The following is a 17,214-nucleotide window of genomic DNA, read 5'->3' as shown; positions in this document are numbered from 1 at the left end:
TAGAAGCAAGCTTCTAACTGACCCCGCTCGACTTGCATGTATTAGGCACGCCGCCAGCGTTCGTCCTGAGCCAGGATCAAACTCTCCATTAAAGACGTTACAAAGTAACGTCAACCTGTTTCATCTTCATCCACTCCAATGAGAAGAACCGAAGATGAAACAATATAGAAAGAGCGATTAGCTCATTTTGAAACTGACGAGATAAAATATCTCTTTGTTGCTTCCATTTCATACAGCCAGATAGCATGTACCAAAATTTCAGCATTGGACTTTATAAATAAAATCCGTACTCACTCGTTGTTCAGTTTTCAAAGATCAAATTCTTTTTCACTGCGTTTTTCAGCAGCTATAAGATCATATCATGTTCATTTCAAAAATGCAAGGGTTATTTTATTCTTTTTTATTAAAATCATTTCACCCTAATTATTCTTTTTTGAAACGGCTGTTTTATTGTCAGCTCAAATAATATACCACTTCGCTTTACTGATTACAACATGTAAAAAATACCAATTAAAAACCACTAACTGATTTTTGAAAGTCGGCTCTACTACTGTATCCATCAAACTTTTGAATTTGTTTTTCTTCATTATAATTATCGTGAGTATTTGACTGGATCTATTGCACTTGAAAAATGCTTTTCATGCATAGCGATTAGATATATTACAGGCCTAGACTGGGCGATCAATAATGCAGGCGGTGCTTTAGAGCAAGCACCATTAGCTAAAGTCAGGGTAATGACCTTCCTTTTTGAGTACCATAAAAATTAATGCATTCAGGTGTATATTGGAACATGAAAATTGAGATCCAACAAATGCTTACAGAGAATCAATTGTCAACGTTTCTTCAATAGTTGGTCTGAAAGCATTTCTGGCATACGGTGCTTACGTGGCATCAAAACATGCAATTCAAAGTCTTACCAATGCAACTGCGCTTGATTATGCAAGTCAAGGCATTCGTATCAATACTGTAGCTCCACGACAACCCAATAGGGCAGTTGAATATCAAGGAGTGCTAGCAGTTATGCTGTATTTGTACCAATTGAAGCCAGCTGGCGATTTCAAAAGTTGCAAAAGGTATTGCTTGGCTTCTCTCTGACGAAGCTTCCTATATAATATAATTGGATCTAAGTTAACGATTGATGGTGGCTTGATGCTTTTTAAAATTACTTCCCCCAATAAATAGCATCCTTTACATTCACATATACGCTTTCCCATCACCGTCCGCATCCCCCTATATCCCCCGTACCTCTGGATCAGTGCCAGGTTCGTCTTTTCTTCATCAGAAAAACGACCTTCTTTTATAGGCTGTCAGTCCGGTCATCCTCACTACATGCAGAAACGGGGATATGGGGCCATTAACAGAATCAAATCCGCGTCAGAAAATTCTTTTTAGAATGCACGCGGCAAAAGAGACTGTCCTCTGGACAGCCTCTTTTCTGTAATAGGTCTAACTCATTTAATTCGCTAGTCTGTAGGTTACTGATGGATGCCTGCTTTTATTGCTGGGTCAAGATGATAGGACCGTCTGCTGTAATTGCCAGCGTATGCTCGTATTGTGCCGACAAACCACCGTCCAACGTACGTGCGGTCCAGCCGTCCGCATCAATTTTACTGCGGTATGTGCCTGTGTTGAGCATCGGCTCAATTGTAATGACCATGCCCTCTTTCAAGCGTGGTCCACGGTGCGGAGGTCCGTAATGCGGAACCTGCGGTTGCTCATGCATTTCTTCCCCGATGCCATGCCCAATAAATTCGCGTACGACCGAAAAGCCTTCCGCTTCCGCGTAAGTTTGGATCGCATGGGAAATATCCCCGATCCGATTACCAACAACAGCTTGCTCAATCCCTTTATACAGAGACTCTTTGGTAACGTCCAACAGCTTTTGGGCCTGCTCAGACACATTCCCCACCGCATACGACCAAGCGGAATCTGCCAGCCAGCCATTCAGGTTCACAACCATGTCGATCGTCACGATGTCGCCGTCCTTCAATGGTGTTTTGTTCGGAAAACCGTGGCAAATCACATCATTAGGGGAACCACAAGTTGCAAACTGGTAGCCGTTATAACCCTTTTGCTCCGGCGTTGCGCCGTGCTTCTTCATAAATGATTCTGCAAAGGCGTCAATTTCCAGTGTCGTAATACCTGGCTTAATCATTTTAGCAATTTCCCGGTGGCAAGCAGCCAAAATTTCGCCGGCTTTTTTCATATTTTCAATTTGTTCTTTGGTTTTAATGATAATCATTAAATGTTCTCCTTCTTATCCATGTTCGTTCCACTTTTCACTGCTTCTTTTTTTCTGCTTCTATTGTAACGCTAAAAGCAGTGAAATGGAACCGATGTCAATTGATACCGTTTACAAGGGCTTAAACGGGGTTTATAATACTCCATAATTTGTATACAAGTATGCAAAATTATTTGCAAGATAGGAGTATTCTATGAAATATCCAACAACCTGGTTACAGGGCGCATCGCTTGGAGAGAGGATTGCTTGTGAACTCCGACTTCAGATTATACGTGGTATGCAGACACCCGGCACTGTTCTATCTGAAAATCAGATTGCTACCGATTTTGGTACCAGCCGTTCTCCTGTGCGTGAAGCCATGAAAGTGCTCTCAACCGAAGGACTTATCCGCTTGGAGCGCATGGGGGCGGTTGTGATCGGCATGACACCCGATGATATGGAGGAGCTATTCGACGTACGAATGCTGATTGAGCATTTTGTTGTTCAAAGGTATGTACATAGGGATAATACCATATTGGTAAACACTTTAAATCAGATGATCGACAAAATGGAAGTCGCTCTCAAGCACAGAGATATCGCTGAATTTTCACTTCAGGATTTTAATTTTCATGAAGCTCTGGTTCTGGAAGCAGGCCATACCCGTATTCTCCATACCTGGAATGGTATGAGACAGTTGATCCTGACGGTTATGCTGGCTGCGACAGAACAACGTTTTGCGTCTAACATCGAAGAATCTCAAGTCACGATTCACAAGCACCGCACCTTTGCAAATGCTTTAAAACAAGGAAATGATCAAGAATTATCCCGACTCATTGAGGAACATTACCGAGACACTCGCAACGCGGTTAACGATAGTGTTTTGTCCTCCTATAGAAAGACATTATCCTAGCCGGAACATACCCGACAAAGAGCCAATTGTATCGCGTCTTTATGCCCACTCCAACTGACGCGGTTCTCTTTTCAGACTAAATTGTCGACAAGTATACAATTAACTATACATATTAGCACCTTTACTCTTTGAATGTTATGGAACCATCCTCTCCCTAGTCGCATTCGGTTTGATTATACTGCTGGATGTGTTAATTTAACGATAATAGCTAATAAGGTAAGTGAAGGGGAGAATGAATATGACTGAAACCCGATATATGATCGGCGTCGATATTGGCACGACCAGTACCAAGGCAGTGCTTTTTGAAGAAAACGGCAATATTGCCGCGCAGCATCATGTGGGCTATCCACTCCATACACCTGAGCCAGATGCGGCAGAACAGGACCCTGAAGATATTCTCAAAGCTGTCGTAGAGACGGTGCAAGAGGTCATGACACAAAGCGGAGTACCCGCCGAACATGTGCTGTTCGTCTCCTTTAGTTCGGCTATGCACAGCGTACTGGCGGTGGACAAGAACGGTAAACCACTGACCGCCTCCATCACGTGGGCAGATAATCGTAGTGCCAAATGGGCTGAAGCGCTCAAACATAAATACAATGGACACGATATTTACTTACGCACGGGAACGCCCATTCACCCCATGTCACCGCTGACAAAACTGATGTGGATTACACGAGATTTACCGGATGTAGCGGCCCAGACGTACAAGTTCATTTCTATAAAGGAATATGTCTTTGCCCGGTTATTCCACCAATATGTCGTGGATCACTCGATCGCCTCTGCTACCGGACTCATGAATTTGAAGCAGCTGGATTGGGACGAGGAAGCGCTCACTATTGCAGGTGTGACGAAGGAGCAGCTGTCCGAGCTGGTACCGACAACTCATGTGCTAAAAGGACTGGACGCAGCCTATGCACATGACATGGGCCTGCTGGAGACGACCCCTTTTGTGATCGGGGCCAGTGACGGTGTCTTGTCCAACCTCGGTGTGAATGCAATCAAACCTGGAGTTGTCGCTGTTACCATCGGCACCAGCGGAGCCATCCGTACTGTAGTTGATAAGCCTCTCACCGATGCGAAAGGGCGCTTTTTCTGTTATGCCTTGACCGAAAAGCTGTGGGTCATCGGCGGCCCGGTGAACAACGGCGGTATCGTGTTCCGCTGGATACGGGATGAATTTGCAGCCTCTGAGGTGGAAACTGCCAAACGCTTAGGAATTGATCCGTATCATGTGCTGACCCAAATCGCAGAACAGGTGCGTCCAGGCTCGGACGGTCTGCTTTTCCTTCCGTATCTATCTGGCGAACGCGCTCCTCTGTGGGACCCAAATGCGCGTGGCTCCTTCTTCGGCCTGTCCCTGCGGCACAAAAAAGAGCATATGATTCGCGCCGCACTGGAAGGTGTACTGTTCAATCTGTATACAGTCATGCTCGCTATGGAGGAAGTCATTGACAGACCGTCTGTCATTCACGCCACGGGTGGATTTGCACGCTCGGAGCTGTGGAGACAGCTCATGGCAGATATTTTTGATCAGGAAGTCATTATCCCCGAAAGTCTGGAAAGCTCATGTCTAGGCGCAGCTATTCTAGGCTTGTACGCGTTAGGGCGAATTGATTCGCTAGATGCAGTATCCGGTATGATCGGCACCACTCATCAGCATAAACCTGCGGCAGAGCATGTAGATATCTATCGCGATTTACTGCCGATCTATATTCGCATTTCACGTAAATTTGAAGAAGAGTTCAAGGATATTGCAGAATTTCAGGTCAAGTCCCTACAATCTTAAATTAGCGGAACCTGTTCTAATGTTGTTGCGTATTATCGTTTTATAAGACCTGTCTATACTCAGTTGGATAGGATAAGAAGGAGGATTAGACGATGCTCAAAAAATTACTGCACCGCCTGCTACATTCCACCTCTCATTCCCATAAGCGGCGATACAGCAGCTCAGATCGTTATTACGACCGTAGACGCCATTCTTCATCAGACGGATACAAGAACAGCCATAACGGTCACCGATATTATAAGGATAAACGCCGTCACTACTCTAGTTCCTAGCCACACAACAAAAAGCAGTGGCGGAGTACAACGTAACACAAGAAGCAAGCCACAGGCTCCTTAAGCTTATAAAGCGAAGCCCCTTCTCATCAAGGGCCTTCGCTTTATTGTTGTGCGCCCTTCGTTACGCAGAGCAACATCAGTGCATTTTACAGGAAATCGGCTATAACCGAAATTACAGAAATAGGGTTTTAGAGATAATCACCAACAAAATAAACAGTACCAGAATCGCTCCTACAGAGGTCCAGGCTCCTACGCCGCAACCCATACCGCCTACTCCACACATATGACTCATTTACAACACTCCCTTCGCTCATTTCAGGATCATTGTATGTAGACCTAGTCAAATGCGTAAGGGGCATTCCCCCATTTTTGCGGCGAATGCCTGTTTATTTTTAGGGATTAAAGTTATGGATTAACCTCTAACTGCAACAATGCTTCCTCCAACTCCTGCATAAACTGTCGACTATGTTCATAACGTGGACGAATTTGAAAAAGCCGCTCCAGTATATGACGCACAGGTTGACTCAGCATTAATTCTTCCTGCCAGCTTCCAGGGGGTTGATCCGGCTGAGGCTCATAACTGCTATACAGCATAAAAAGCATGAAATGCCCGACATCATACAAATCGCTGTAGAAGGCGACATCTTGTCGCTCAGGTGCGCGCTTTTCCAGCATGGCTTCGGTGAATACATCCTCCTGTCGTTCTCCCACGGCCAAAGCAAGCCCAAAGTCGATTAGGTACGGCTTCCCTTCGCGGTGAATTACGTTAGGAATACGGATATCGCGATGGATGTATCCCCGTTCATGCACATGCAGAACTCGCTCCATTAACTCTAAAATGTAGACGATACATTCCTGTTCCGTAAAGGAACGCTCCTGTTCAAAGATAAGCTCTTCCAAGGTCATACCGGAGACGTATTCCATGACCATATACATTCCGTCCGAATGTTGGTCAATTTCAAGCAACTTTGGAATAAAAGGGTGCTCCATCTTTCGCATAATGTGAGCCTCGCGCTGCAATAGTTGAACTGCCTGCGCTCGTTTGCTCGGTCTGGGCAGTTTTACCGCCACCTCCTGTCCGCTGTGCCGATCCAGACAAAGGTAGGTTAGACCATAGCTACCCATGCCTAAAAGCGAACGAACACAATAACGTCCGCTCAGCAAATCACCAGGCTGTTTGGGATAATCTATCCATGATTCATAAATGTTCCGCAACCAAGCAAACATACTTAGATCCTTTCCTATACATGCCGCAGCCACGTTTCCTATGCGACTTGTCCTCGTATTCTTGTATTCCGTTATTATATCATCCACGCCAAAAGACCATCAGAGCCGGGTAGGTCTGATGGTCTTATTAGACAAGATAATGATCGTTATGCCTCTCTGCGGCTACGTGGTGTCAGACCGAGCCAGGACAACAGCGAACTGCGCGTTTTGCGTTGCCGGCCCTGATAGGTACGTAGATTAGTGATTAACTGCCGATCCCGTTCTTCCTCGACCCTTTCTTTCATCCAACGTTTATGGTCCTCTAGTTGGTTAGATAAGCTAACATTCTTCTCCATCAAACGGCTGTGCTCTGCTTCCAGTTCCTCCAAACGGCTCCGCATTTCCAACAAAGCGGTTTGCACCATATCCTGCATCTGCGCCAGTTCTTGTGGCTCTACGGACTCCTGCGTTTGTACGGATACAGGTGCTTGCTCCAATCTATACTCCATGGTTGGGGTCAAAGTCTGGAACTGTTCCTGCGACTGCATGGGTTCCTCTGATAGCTCCTGAACATTCATTTCATCCTCTATCTCTGTCAGCTCAACCGTAGCAGCAGCTTGCTCCTGCATGACCGTCTCTTCCCTACCCTCAGCCGCCGCCATTATTTCTTGCCAGGTTGCGGTCAGTGACTCAGCATCCGAGATGGGTGGCAAGCGGAATTCTTCATCCTCCAATTGGAAGGGAGCGGTTATTCTCTCAAGTACCACCTGAACGGATTGCTCCATTGTCATATGCTGCTCACGCAACGCCCTCCGCATCACCTTCAAGCACTCAACATCCTCTGCACTGAACATTCTTGACTGATTAGTGGAACGTTGAAACACATATCCCTGTTCCTCCAGCGCCGCTGCATATTTACGAAGGGTACTCGCCCCGATTCCCAGTTGCTTTGCTGCTTCCGTCGTCGACTTGCTTTCTTCCATTTAATCATTACCTCCCCGGATGGTATGGAAAGAAATAAGCTTGTATATGTAGAATTCGCGGAAACCATTGGAAATCCTTTGGCAAAAAAGTTCTAATATTGCAGACTACTAAGAACCTTTGTCATAAACGAATACATTATAAAAATACAAGAAGCGACATCGCTAAGAATGCTCCTGCACTGTATACTCTTGAGACTCATTAAGATACGTCACATAAATGTCATACTCCCAATATTGTTACGTAAACTTTTCTTCCATGGATATGGCTCATGTTATGATTTATACGGAAACCACTTATAAATAAATAGATAACTTACATCCTGTCTTCCAATAAAAGAATATGGATAATCTACACTTATTCTTTGATTAATCCTAAATTGCTCCCCCTATTCACCGTTCTTTTTTAATTTATCGGAATGAGGACAAAAAAATGGATATTTTCAAAAGATCAGCAATATGTTATGTTATGTAACGTAAAATGGATTTCAGGCATAATTTGTAGCATATTAACGTTCGTTGGAACGAGGAGGAAACATAAATGAAGGGGAAGGCAAGGAAAGTAGCGATTGTCGGCGCGGGAATGGTCGGTTCGAGCTGTGCCTACTCAATGGTCAATCAGTCCATTTGTGACGAAATCATGATGATTGACCGCACGTATGACCGGGCTTTGGCCCATGCACTGGATCTGTCCCATTGTATGGATTTTACGTCTACACGCACCAAGGTCCGTGCAGGCACATATGCAGACTGCACGGATATGGATGTTGTGATTATAACGGCTGGGTCCAATCCTAAACCGGGTCAAGACCGCCTATCTGTATTGGACGATGCCGTGCATATCACCAGAGAGATTGTAACAGCTATTATGGAGGGCGGTTTCGACGGTATTTTCGTTATTGCCGCTAATCCTGTCGACATTGTTACTTATCTGGTGCAGAGTATATCCGGTCTGCCGCGCAACAAGGTGATCGGCACGGGCACCTCTATCGACTCATCCCGGCTCAAGACGTTGCTTTCTGAGGTGTTTTCCATAGATCCACGCAGTGTACAGGGGTATGCCTTGGGCGAGCATGGCGAATCCCAATTCGTGGCCTGGTCGCACGTTACGATTGGCGGCAAGCCGCTCTTGCACATTTTGCGTCAGCATAAGGAACGATTCAGACACGTTGATCTGGATGACATCGCCCGTAAAACAAGGGATGCCGGTTGGGAGATTTTCACCCGCAAAGGTGCCACTTATTTTGGTATTGCCAATGCGCTGGCGTACATTACCCGTTCCATTTTGAATGACGATGGTAAAATTATAGCAATTTCTGCCGTATTGGACGGCGAGTACGGACACACTGATGTCTGCACGGGCGTTCCAGCAATCATCGGCAGTAGAGGAATTCAGGAGGTCATCGAGCTTGAGCTGAGTCCAGAAGAACAAGCCAAGTTTGACGCCTCTTGCCGCCTGATCAGCAATAATATTCGTGCTATTTCAGGCTTAGTGTAAGCCCATAGAGTAAGTGTCTTATTCAGAACACGAACCTGCAGCACCAGCAAAAAAGCTCCTTACCCTCTTTTTAGGATAAGGAGCTTTTTCAGTTTCCATATTTCGTCTTATATCTCTTTATAACGAAATATCATCAGGCCAGCAAACGCAAACACGACAAAGCTACCCAGTACCACCATCAACAGTGTATCCGTTGGCACCATGAACGCCCCGAAATTGTCTCCCCCACTCGGCATCATTGCCAATAGAGGCTGAGTCCATGGATAGTACGGACCATAGGTCTGAGAGTTGGCGACCAGCATATTGGGCACGGTAAATACGAAATTCAATGCAAGCGGTGCAGCAAAGCTGGACCACAAAAAGGACACCATCAGTTGCAGGGCTGCTAGCGGCAAACAAGCAACCCAGCCTGCAAGCAGGCTTTGGGCAATTGCGGCCCAAGGAATCGGTCCGCTCATTCCCTGCACAGTTCCAACACCCAGCAGCGCTCCTCCAAACAGCAGCTGAGTCAGTCCGACCATAGCCATGATGATGGTCAGCTTGGCTGCGTACAACCCCGTGCGAGACAACGGCAATGACATCAGTTGCTTCCAGCCGCCGCCCCCATGCTCGAATCGGCAGACTAGAGACCCAAACACGGCGGTCAGCATCGGCAGGAACAGCATTGCATGTATTGTAAGCATAGCAGCCAGCAGCAACAGCCAGTTTCCTCCCGGATTCGCCAGCAAACCAATCAGGACGGCAATCGCTGGACTGACGAGCGCGAGCAGCCAGACAGGCGACTTTGCCATTTTCATGCGTTCGACAGAAAGTAGCCGCACGTATCCTCCAAGCATTACGCCACATCCTTTCGGCTAAAATGAGCTGCAGTCAGCAGGCTGAGAATTGCACCTGTTCCGCATCCGATGGACGCAAATATCCACGCTTGTGGCGCAACCCATGCGAATTGCGGCCAAGCCAGCGGAAACCATTCGGACAACTGGGAAGCAAACAAGCTCCCAATGCCTAACGTAATGCCCAGTGTTACAGGTAGCGCTTGATTATGGAACGTGACCGTTAGCCACAACAACAATACGAGTATAGGCAGCGTGCCGCCCAAGGGCCAAAATCCGAGCCGTATTAGCTCCCCTATCGGTGCAGGTTCTCCCCCAAAGCCAAGAAGCATTCCTAATGTCCAAGTCCCAATCGTCAAAAGTAGACAGGACACGCATAGCATTCCAATGGCTAATGTTAGCTTTGCCATATAAACACTAAATTTGGAAATAGGCAAAGCCAGCAGCTGCTTCCAGGAGTTAGATGTATGCTCCACATTCGCCAACATGGAAGCGACCATCGTAGCTCCAAGCACCAGCGCAAGGGGGACAAACAACGCGATGTTATCCATCAAGCTTTCCCATAAGCGACCCTTATATCGTGGAATCAGATAGTCATAGCGGAGTCCGAAATTCAGTCCCTGCATGGCCACCAGCCCAAGAGGACCGAGGAATACCAGGAACCAGATTCCCTTTCTGCGTGCTTTGAGCAGATCCGCTGTCAGCGCTCGCAGCATCATAGGGAACCCCCTCCTTTGCCCACCACCTGCATGAACATATCCTCCAGCGATTTGCGGCGTTCCTCTACACGATATACAGCATGTGTGTTTTCCACCAATCTTCTGACCAGCAGCGCAACAGCCGCATCATTCATGTTGTCAAAATTCAGTGCTGACCCATCCTTCACTGAATGATAGCCCTGTTCACGTGCAATCAATTGGGCTGCTTCGGGTTCCGATACTACAATCCGAATCCCCCCTGCGGACTCTTGTCGAAGATTGTGAATCGTATTTTGGAAGACTAGTTGCCCTTCACGAATAATACCGACGGTATTCGCCATATGCTCTACCTCGCTCAGCAGATGACTGGATACCAGTACAGTGATCCCCCGCTGCTTGGGCATCGCCTGTATCAATTCGCGCATTTCTTGAATGCCCTCGGGGTCCAAGCCATTCGTGGGCTCGTCCAGAATTAGCACTTCGGGATTGCCGAGCAGGGCTGCTGCGATACCAAGTCTCTGCTTCATGCCCAGCGAGTAGCCTTTAACCGAGCGTTTGGCGTGCTTGGTCAGGCGAACGACCTCCAATACTTCCGCAATGTTCTCTTTCGGTACATTCAAAATACGACGGATAGCCTCCAGATTTTCGATGGCGTTCAAATGACCATAATATGAAGGATACTCTACCAACGAACCGACTTTACGCAAAATATCGAGTCTATGTCTGCGGATATCTTTGCCGAATATACGGATCGTTCCTCGAGTTGGGCGAATAAGCCCAAGCAGCATGCGGATTGTTGTCGTTTTCCCTGCTCCATTGGGACCGAGAAATCCGTAAATATCTCCCCGTGCTATTTTCAGGTCCAGCTGATTAACCGCGGCGCGGCCTTTGTATATTTTGCTGAGACTGTTCGTTTCAATAATTGTTTCGTTCAAGTTCCTCACCTCGACACCTATCGTAACGTGCCAAGTTTAAAGCCAAGGGAACTCTGAGTTTAAGTTTTGTTTAAAAAACGGATTTGCGTCCCGGCTGATGAACTAGAAATCTCCCTCTCCAAATTCATTTCGCGCGCCAAGAGCTCTGTAATCGCCAGGCCAATTCCAGCTCCTTTTTCACTGGATTGCTGCTCCATTCCCGGGCCTTTATCTGTGATGACCAATGCCTCTCTTCCGTTATCCTTCTGTACTTGAATACCGATATATCGACCGGAGGCGGCATGCCGAACTACATTTTGAAAAAGATTGTCCAGCAGACGGCGGAAGCCTTGCTCATCGACATTCCATACCAAACTATGCTCAGGCAGGTCGATATCCACTTCAAAGCCTTCCTTTTCCCACACTGGGTACCAGCTGGCTGCACACTCGCGCACCAGCCGCAAGATATCACGCGGCTCGTTATTCATGGTGTATTTGCCACTGGATAGCAGATTATAGGTTAGCAAGTTGTCGATCAGACTCCCAAGGTCCTTTAACTTATTTTCCATCAGTGTAATCGACTGCTTCCCTTTGCTGCTGAGATTTTCCGCATCCAGGGTATACAGATGGCTGCGCACAACCGTAAGTGGTGTTCGAATATCGTGTGACAGATCGGCGACTAGTCTCTTCCGCAGTTCCTCCTCCTGACGCTCACGTCCTCGACTCTCTGCCAACTGCTCAACCATCCGATTAAACGACTCCTCCAGTTTGCCGATTTCATCCGGGCGTCCGGTAGCAACGAGAATGGGTAATCCATCCTCGCCTCGCTGCGACATGGCGGCCTGAAGCTGCAACAGCCTCCGCCGAATGCCTCCAAAAAACAGAAGCGATACGAATATAAAAGCCCCCAGAACCAATAGAATAAAAAGGAGATAATACATCAACATGCCATTGTCACTAGTCGGATGTTCAAAGAACGAACGGGGCACTTTTAATACCATATAGCCCTGATTCACATCATCCTTGCCCCCGCCAATAAAGGCCACGACCGTAAACGGCCCCTCAGAGCTGGCTTGCTTCATAAAAGATATAGCTTGCGCCGCACTCCATTGTTTTGGAATGGTAGGTTGTGTCGGTAGCTCCAGTCTGGTTAACCCTGCGGTATCGACCCAAAATATTTGTGAATCTGGGAACATATCCTGCTGTATTTTGCGCAGATGGGCTGAAATTTGCTCTGGACTAGCTCCCTTCAAGGCGATAGCTTCTCGATGCCAGCTATGTTCAGTTTGGGTCGTAGAGGGATAGTAAGGATTCTTAGGCTTGATATCCGTCTGCAAATTCAACAGTATGCTATATATCAAGGTTGTAACAGGCAATACAATGGGCAACAACATCATAGCTAACACAATAATGACCAAATAGCGGAACAACAGTGAACTACGAAACCGCCCTCTCTGGGCTGGACGGGAGCTGCGACGCCACCATGCCCACCTCTTACGCATACCGTTCATTATGCTTTCACCCGATAACCTACACCACGGATCGTCTCAATGATGCGGGGTGCCGCAGGATCAATCTCCAGCTTTTCCCGTAAGTGCCGAATGTGGACCATTAAAGTTTTGTCTCCGTCGATATATGGATCTCCCCATACCGCCTCATACATTTGCTCTTTCGTCATAATCTGGCCCAAATGCCGCAGCAAATAAGCAAAAATATGATATTGCTTGCCTGTTAGCGTAATTTCCTCCCCGGTATCACGATTCACAATACGATTATCTGGAGGAAACACAGACAGATGCCCCAGTTGTAGAGATTCTTCGGACACGCTTCCTGATCGCCGCAGCAAAATCTCCATACGTGCTATGAGTTCGTCGGGGTGAAAGGGCTTTGTCACATAATCGTCAGCAAAATCCAGTCCTTGTAACTTATCATCAATGGACGTACGGGCAGACAACATGAGGATGGGAAGCTCCGGGTACTCTTTCTTGAGCCGCTTCCCAATGGTGAACCCATCCAGGCCGGGTAACATCACATCCAAAATCACGAGTCGGCACGCGCGAGCTGCTTCCACAGCTCCATCCCCACTGCGAAGCCAGGTTACAGCGTAATTCCGCTCTTCCAAATACTGATGCGTCCAAGCACCAATATCTTGATCATCTTCGATGTATAGCACATTTGTTTTCATAATAGACACCTACTTATCGTTTTTCTTTTATGTAATGGGCATTATAGCAGTTATGGTACATAACCCACTTAAAAAGGTTAATAACTACCTTATACGACATACGCTTCACAATTTCAAATTTGAATGCAGGTGAACAAGGAGGCCTATCTGATGCTGCTGGAAGCGATATACCACCACCCGAAACGTAATTGGGCTTTTGGTTATGATGATGAAACGATAATTTTACGGCTCCGTACAAAGAAAAATGACCTGACTGCTGTTCACGTTCTTACCGTAGATAAGTACGACTGGGATCGTACTCGGCAGCTTATTCCGATGTCTAAATTTGCCACCGATGGCAGGTTCGATTACTACGAATGTACTGTAAAGCCTACTCACCGTCGGCTGAAATATGGATTTTTGCTGGAAGACGGCGAGGAACGAATTTGGATGAACGAGAACGATTTCACCACCGAGGAACCCCAAAATGCAGACAGTCTGTTCCAATATCCGTTTCTAAATCCGATTGATATATTGAAGCCACCTGCATGGGTGAAGGATGCTGTTTTTTATCAGATTTTCCCGGAACGCTTTGCCAACGGCGACCCCTCCATTAGCCCGGAAGGTGCTGAGGAATGGGGTGGCACACCGCAAAGAGACAATTTTTTCGGTGGCGATCTACAAGGGATTCTCGATCATCTGGATCATCTAAGCGAGCTAGGGATCAACGCCATATATATGACCCCTGTCTTCAAGGCGACGACCAATCATAAATACGATACTGAGGATTACATGGAGGTAGATCCGCACTTTGGGGACAAGGAGATATTAAAAAAACTGGTCGAGGCCTGCCATGAGCGGGGAATCAGGGTCCTGCTCGATGCGGTGTTCAACCACTCGGGGCGTACTTTTAAGCCATTCGTTGACGTACTGGAGAAAGGTGAAGCCTCTCCTTATAAGGACTGGTTCCATGTCCATAGCTTTCCACTGGAAGTGAACGATGGCACACCGACCTACGATACATTCGGGCTGGAACCGATGATGCCCAAGCTGAACACAGAGCATCCTGAGGTAAAAGAGTACCTACTGAATGTGGCAAAACATTGGATTGAAGAGATCGGTATCGACGGCTGGAGGCTGGACGTGGCAGACGAGGTGGATCACGCCTTTTGGCGTGAATTCCGTACGACAGTCAAGCAGGCTAACCCGGATGCATATATTTTGGGTGAAATGTGGAATGAATCGTCTGAATGGCTTCAGGGCGACCAATTCGACGCGACGATGAATTATCCGTTCACCTATGCGGTAAATGATTTTTTCGTCAAAAAAGTGACCGATGCCCAGAGCTTTGCCTTTGCCATTGGGCGACAGCTTGCCCGCTATCCACAACAGGCATCCGAGGTTGCCTTCAATCTGCTGGATAGTCATGATACACCGCGCCTGTTGACACTGTGCGGGGGCGACAAGCGACTGATGCGGCTGGCTGCTTTGTTCCAGTTCACGTACATGGGTGCGCCCTGCATTTTTTACGGCGATGAGGTCGGTCTGGATGGAGATGCTGATCCAGGCTGCCGCCAGTGCATGGAGTGGGACACCGATAAGCAGGACCACGAGCTGTTCGACTTTTATCGTGAGCTGATCGCTCTTCGCAAGGCACACCCTGTCCTTCGTGATCAAGGAAGCATCACTTTCCTGGAGGCACAGCCGGAAGGCGCTTCACTCGCCTACGAGCGCCGCAGCGACGAAGAAGTGCTGCTTGTGCTATTCAACCGTTCCGATGAGCATCACACTTTTGAACTGTCTATTCCAGAGCAGGAATGGGAGGTAGCCTTTGGCGAAAGCCAGTGGTCCGTAGGACCGGAGGGGCTGCATGTCGAGCTTCCACCCTACGGATACGCTGTGCTGAAGGCAGCACCTCCCCGGTCAGTAAAACCTGCTTAAGATGGTGGTGTGAAGACGAGAAGAAAGGCATAAGTTATGTAGGCGCGGATGCTGATGAAAGCACCTGCCGACTATGGCAAAAAACGAGATCGCCGGGAACAAGTTAGATAATTTGTTGCCGGCGATCTTTTTACGTCGAGGATGTAGCTTTTGCACAAGCTGATTATTTATTTTTGACATCTGTTCTTACTACCCCAACATCCGAAGCATTGATCGAAATGGGGTTACCGCCTTGCCCTGTGTGAGCTGAAGAAGATTGTCTAACGTCCACCCTAATTCTTTTGCCCTTAAAGCCAGTTCGTCTCCTTTTTCCCAATGCCATGGCCTCCTTAAGTCTTCGTGGCTTATAAACCTCTCAATATGACCTAACTGTGAAGAGATATGCTATATGCATATGCCGCTGAAAAAAGCAGGTCTCGGCGAATATCAGATCATAGCGAAAAGAGGCGATTAAAATGATTTTATCCACACAAAAAAACCGCTTCAAATGAAGTACCTTTTGAAGCGGTTTTTGAGCGGCTACCTGAAACAGTACAACAGTCTACGCAGGTAGCGTCTGTGTTTTCAATTGCACGTACAACTGGTGTGTCACCTGCTGCGGCTCAATACCCAACTCATCTTCCAGTAAGCTGACGAAGCTTTCATAATGCTTTTGAGCAGCTATATACTCTCCCAGTTGGGCATAAGCAGTCAGCAGCAAACCGCAGATATCATCTGAATAAGGTTCACGCTGCTGTAGGTTGAGCAAGCGTTGGACGGACTGCCGGGCACGACCTGAACGGAGCTCTTCTCTAGCCAGTTCTGAAGCACATGCCAGATACATATTGCGCAGCTTTTCTCTTTTTGCATACGCCCATGGGTAATCGTGTTCCTCCAGATAATTGCCACGGTACAGAGCCAACAGGCTCTCGATACGCGGCGTACCGCCGTTGCCAGATGCCGCCCATTCGGAAATTCCCCGCTCTAATAGCTCCACATCTGTAACCCAGCCATTACGGTTCAAACGATAGCGATCCAGATTGTACTCCAGCTTCGTATCTTGCATCCGTTCTTTCAGCGCCTTGCGAATTTGGTAAATGGACGTATGTAGATGAACAACAGCCTTGTCCAAATGATATTCGGGCCACAGCGCATCCAGCAATTGCTCCTTGCTAACCCATTCCCCTTCATGGTGTAGTAAAAAGGAGAACAGCTCCTGCGACTTTAATGTACGCCATTTGAATGGCTTTGCTCCCACGGCTCCTTGTCCATCCTCCAAAATTTCAAGCCTTTGAAAACAACGCACTTTGGGTAATTGCTCTGCTGCGACGACCGAGCTGGAAGGACGGGAATCTGCCAGCGTGGCTACAATCCGATCCAACGTTTTATTAAGCCGCCGGGCATGAACAGGTTTTAACAAGTAATCCAGTGCTTGCAGTTCGAATGCTTCAATAGCATATTCCGAGTACGCAGTCACAAAGACGATATGAATATGCGAGTCCAGCTGTTGAATCCACTCGGCGGCCTCCAGTCCGTTCATCTCCGGCATTCCGATATCTATAAAAACAATATCCACACGTTCTGCCGCCAGATGATCCAACCCAGCTTGTGCAGACGTATATTTGCCCATGACCGTTAATCGTCCGTCCGCCTCCAGCAACCGTTCCAAGTAGGTTAGTGCCGACCTCTCATCATCAATCAATATCGCCTTCATCTGTGTCCGCGCTCCCTTCCTGCTGCAACCATCCATTACATTGCTCCATGACCAAGCTGTCTGCTTTACCATCCGATTTTTAATTTCTTATATTT

Annotated in this window: 16 protein-coding genes and 1 rRNA gene; 6 read left to right on the top strand and 11 right to left on the bottom strand. The window is 47.3% G+C overall.

What is annotated here, in order from left to right; genetic code table 11:
- Positions 1-92 (bottom strand): 16S ribosomal RNA (locus MMB75_RS23770); the annotation flags it as partial.
- Positions 93-828: 736 nt separating this feature from the next.
- On the opposite strand from MMB75_RS23770, the gene MMB75_RS26275 reads away from it, so the two are divergent.
- The gene (locus MMB75_RS26275) at positions 829-1,095 is read left to right on the top strand and encodes an SDR family NAD(P)-dependent oxidoreductase (RefSeq protein ID WP_080724253.1); all 267 of its coding nucleotides are present in this window, start codon (positions 829-831) and stop codon (positions 1,093-1,095) included.
- A 400-nt stretch (positions 1,096-1,495) separates the two neighbouring features.
- Here MMB75_RS26275 and map read toward each other — a convergent pair whose 3' ends face one another.
- The gene (gene map / locus MMB75_RS23765; RefSeq protein WP_013369117.1) at positions 1,496-2,242 is read right to left on the bottom strand and encodes a type I methionyl aminopeptidase; all 747 of its coding nucleotides are present in this window, start codon (positions 2,240-2,242) and stop codon (positions 1,496-1,498) included.
- Between the two features lie 193 nt (positions 2,243-2,435).
- On the opposite strand from map, the gene MMB75_RS23760 reads away from it, so the two are divergent.
- The 3 genes from MMB75_RS23760 (at position 2,436) to MMB75_RS23750 (ending at position 5,189) form a co-directional block, all read left to right on the top strand.
- Complete coding sequence (locus MMB75_RS23760) at positions 2,436-3,131, top strand: GntR family transcriptional regulator (protein WP_019685953.1); 696 nt, start codon at positions 2,436-2,438, stop codon at positions 3,129-3,131.
- Positions 3,132-3,369: 238 nt separating this feature from the next.
- Positions 3,370-4,917, top strand: a complete 1,548-nt coding sequence (gene gntK, locus MMB75_RS23755) for a gluconokinase (protein ID WP_019685952.1) — start codon at positions 3,370-3,372, stop codon at positions 4,915-4,917.
- A 92-nt stretch (positions 4,918-5,009) separates the two neighbouring features.
- A complete protein-coding gene (locus MMB75_RS23750) occupies positions 5,010-5,189 on the top strand; it encodes a hypothetical protein (RefSeq protein ID WP_080561121.1) in 180 nt (59 codons plus the stop codon).
- Between the two features lie 175 nt (positions 5,190-5,364).
- On the opposite strand, the gene MMB75_RS23745 is transcribed toward MMB75_RS23750, so the two are convergent.
- The 3 genes from MMB75_RS23745 to MMB75_RS23735 all read right to left on the bottom strand — a co-directional run bounded on the left by MMB75_RS23745 (position 5,365) and on the right by MMB75_RS23735 (position 7,381).
- Complete coding sequence (locus tag MMB75_RS23745) at positions 5,365-5,484, bottom strand: hypothetical protein (protein ID WP_013369112.1); 120 nt, start codon at positions 5,482-5,484, stop codon at positions 5,365-5,367.
- 113 nt (positions 5,485-5,597) lie between these two features.
- On the bottom strand, positions 5,598-6,419 hold the full coding sequence (locus MMB75_RS23740) for a serine/threonine protein kinase (protein WP_019685951.1): 822 nt from the start codon (positions 6,417-6,419) through the stop codon (positions 5,598-5,600).
- A gap of 146 nt (positions 6,420-6,565) precedes the next feature.
- Positions 6,566-7,381 (bottom strand): MerR family transcriptional regulator, encoded by an 816-nt coding sequence (locus MMB75_RS23735; RefSeq protein WP_019685950.1) that lies wholly within the window; start codon positions 7,379-7,381, stop codon positions 6,566-6,568.
- Positions 7,382-7,919: 538 nt separating this feature from the next.
- Between MMB75_RS23735 and MMB75_RS23730 the strand changes: the two genes are divergently transcribed.
- On the top strand, positions 7,920-8,876 hold the full coding sequence (locus tag MMB75_RS23730; protein ID WP_019685949.1) for an L-lactate dehydrogenase: 957 nt from the start codon (positions 7,920-7,922) through the stop codon (positions 8,874-8,876).
- A gap of 107 nt (positions 8,877-8,983) precedes the next feature.
- On the opposite strand, the gene MMB75_RS23725 is transcribed toward MMB75_RS23730, so the two are convergent.
- The 5 genes from MMB75_RS23725 to MMB75_RS23705 are packed head-to-tail and all read right to left on the bottom strand — an operon-like array spanning position 8,984 to position 13,506.
- Positions 8,984-9,712 carry an ABC transporter permease gene (locus tag MMB75_RS23725; protein ID WP_019685948.1) on the bottom strand — a complete coding sequence of 243 codons (729 nt, stop codon included), beginning with the start codon at positions 9,710-9,712 and terminating at the stop codon, positions 8,984-8,986.
- On the bottom strand, positions 9,712-10,428 hold the full coding sequence (locus MMB75_RS23720; protein ID WP_019685947.1) for an ABC transporter permease: 717 nt from the start codon (positions 10,426-10,428) through the stop codon (positions 9,712-9,714). Before MMB75_RS23720 ends, MMB75_RS23725 begins: the two co-directional genes overlap by 1 nt.
- Positions 10,425-11,342, bottom strand: a complete 918-nt coding sequence (locus MMB75_RS23715) for an ABC transporter ATP-binding protein (protein ID WP_019685946.1) — start codon at positions 11,340-11,342, stop codon at positions 10,425-10,427. Before MMB75_RS23715 ends, MMB75_RS23720 begins: the two co-directional genes overlap by 4 nt.
- A 59-nt stretch (positions 11,343-11,401) precedes the next feature.
- Positions 11,402-12,832, bottom strand: coding sequence for a sensor histidine kinase (locus MMB75_RS23710; protein ID WP_019685945.1), 1,431 nt, complete (start codon positions 12,830-12,832; stop codon positions 11,402-11,404).
- Complete coding sequence (locus MMB75_RS23705) at positions 12,832-13,506, bottom strand: response regulator transcription factor (protein WP_017427209.1); 675 nt, start codon at positions 13,504-13,506, stop codon at positions 12,832-12,834. Before MMB75_RS23705 ends, MMB75_RS23710 begins: the two co-directional genes overlap by 1 nt.
- A 150-nt stretch (positions 13,507-13,656) precedes the next feature.
- Here MMB75_RS23705 and MMB75_RS23700 point away from each other — a divergent pair, with 150 nt between their 5' ends.
- Positions 13,657-15,426 carry an alpha-glycosidase gene (locus tag MMB75_RS23700; protein WP_019685944.1) on the top strand — a complete coding sequence of 590 codons (1,770 nt, stop codon included), beginning with the start codon at positions 13,657-13,659 and terminating at the stop codon, positions 15,424-15,426.
- A gap of 541 nt (positions 15,427-15,967) precedes the next feature.
- Here MMB75_RS23700 and MMB75_RS23695 read toward each other — a convergent pair.
- Positions 15,968-17,119 (bottom strand): response regulator, encoded by a 1,152-nt coding sequence (locus MMB75_RS23695; protein WP_019685943.1) that lies wholly within the window; start codon positions 17,117-17,119, stop codon positions 15,968-15,970.
- Positions 17,120-17,214: the final 95 nt, after the last annotated feature.

This window comes from Paenibacillus sp. P2(2022), assembly GCF_029522175.1.
Classification (GTDB): domain Bacteria; phylum Bacillota; class Bacilli; order Paenibacillales; family Paenibacillaceae; genus Paenibacillus; species Paenibacillus polymyxa.
Note: the sequence above shows the minus strand (reverse complement) of the source record. Positions and strands in the feature narration are given on the sequence as shown.

Coding starts and splice junctions, on each gene's coding strand:
- gntK (WP_019685952.1), top strand. CDS start 3,370: ATGACTGAAACCCGATATATGATCGGCGTCGATATTGGCACGACCAGT.
- MMB75_RS23750 (WP_080561121.1), top strand. CDS start 5,010: ATGCTCAAAAAATTACTGCACCGCCTGCTACATTCCACCTCTCATTCC.
- MMB75_RS23710 (WP_019685945.1), bottom strand. CDS start 12,832: ATGAACGGTATGCGTAAGAGGTGGGCATGGTGGCGTCGCAGCTCCCGT.
- MMB75_RS23730 (WP_019685949.1), top strand. CDS start 7,920: ATGAAGGGGAAGGCAAGGAAAGTAGCGATTGTCGGCGCGGGAATGGTC.
- MMB75_RS23695 (WP_019685943.1), bottom strand. CDS start 17,119: ATGAAGGCGATATTGATTGATGATGAGAGGTCGGCACTAACCTACTTG.
- MMB75_RS23720 (WP_019685947.1), bottom strand. CDS start 10,428: ATGATGCTGCGAGCGCTGACAGCGGATCTGCTCAAAGCACGCAGAAAG.
- MMB75_RS23740 (WP_019685951.1), bottom strand. CDS start 6,419: ATGTTTGCTTGGTTGCGGAACATTTATGAATCATGGATAGATTATCCC.
- map (WP_013369117.1), bottom strand. CDS start 2,242: ATGATTATCATTAAAACCAAAGAACAAATTGAAAATATGAAAAAAGCC.
- MMB75_RS23745 (WP_013369112.1), bottom strand. CDS start 5,484: ATGAGTCATATGTGTGGAGTAGGCGGTATGGGTTGCGGCGTAGGAGCC.
- MMB75_RS23725 (WP_019685948.1), bottom strand. CDS start 9,712: ATGCTTGGAGGATACGTGCGGCTACTTTCTGTCGAACGCATGAAAATG.
- MMB75_RS23735 (WP_019685950.1), bottom strand. CDS start 7,381: ATGGAAGAAAGCAAGTCGACGACGGAAGCAGCAAAGCAACTGGGAATC.
- MMB75_RS23705 (WP_017427209.1), bottom strand. CDS start 13,506: ATGAAAACAAATGTGCTATACATCGAAGATGATCAAGATATTGGTGCT.
- MMB75_RS23700 (WP_019685944.1), top strand. CDS start 13,657: ATGCTGCTGGAAGCGATATACCACCACCCGAAACGTAATTGGGCTTTT.
- MMB75_RS23760 (WP_019685953.1), top strand. CDS start 2,436: ATGAAATATCCAACAACCTGGTTACAGGGCGCATCGCTTGGAGAGAGG.